Genomic DNA, 780 nt, shown 5'->3' with positions numbered 1-780 from the left:
CTCAACAAACTTATCAACAACATCATCTGCGTAATGACGGTAGCCAGATTTTGACCACGCAACAACATTTGTTGCTTAGTATTTGGCATCACTTTTTTAAGTTCGCGAATACGATCCCATGGATCTTCGCCAATGAAACGAATACATGAGTCAAACGTCGCACCGCCCCATGACTCTAGAGACCAATAACCAACTTGGTCTAATTTCTCAGCGATTGGAAGCATATCGTCGATACGCATACGTGTTGCAAGAAGTGATTGGTGAGCATCTCGAAGTACCACATCGGTGATACCGAGTTTCTTATTTGCTTCAGTCATTACTGTCAGGCCTTCTATTAAAGGTTTAGTAGTTATAATTCGATATTAGCGTTTCTTGTCCGAACGGTACTGATTAACCGCTTCTTGTAAAACTGCAAGTAATTGTGCATCAGCCGGCGCTGCAGCAACAGGAGCTGGCGCCGCTTTAGCTGGTTCAGGCTTCGGCGCATACTTGTTAACTAGCTTTGACATAGTCGAAGTCACAACAACAAGAATCGCTAGAAATACGAAGACGAAGCCCATACCGACAGCCATGAGACTGAACGCTTGAGTCATTAAATCGCTCATAGTTTGATCAACCCTTATGGATTAATTTATAAGTAAGCAGGCGTGCATTTTCCTGCCATTTAAAAGCTCCGGTAATTTACCGCCATTCAATAGGCTTAGCAAATTCGAATCCGCTATTAAGACCATAACCAAAACTAATGCAAAACACCAAAACAAAAAGGAATACAGATAGATA

At 42.1% G+C, this 780-nt stretch carries 1 protein-coding gene and 1 pseudogene; both read right to left on the bottom strand.

Annotation, left to right across the window (positions count from 1 at the left end):
• Positions 1-317, bottom strand: a pseudogene (locus tag A3738_RS15530) (oxaloacetate decarboxylase); the annotation flags it as partial.
• A gap of 45 nt (positions 318-362) precedes the next feature.
• Complete coding sequence (locus tag A3738_RS15525; RefSeq protein ID WP_231876670.1) at positions 363-593, bottom strand: OadG family protein; 231 nt, start codon at positions 591-593, stop codon at positions 363-365.
• Positions 594-780 lie beyond the last annotated feature (187 nt).

The organism is Oleiphilus sp. HI0066, assembly GCF_001635725.1.
This window is presented reverse-complemented; position numbering and strand designations above follow the sequence as displayed.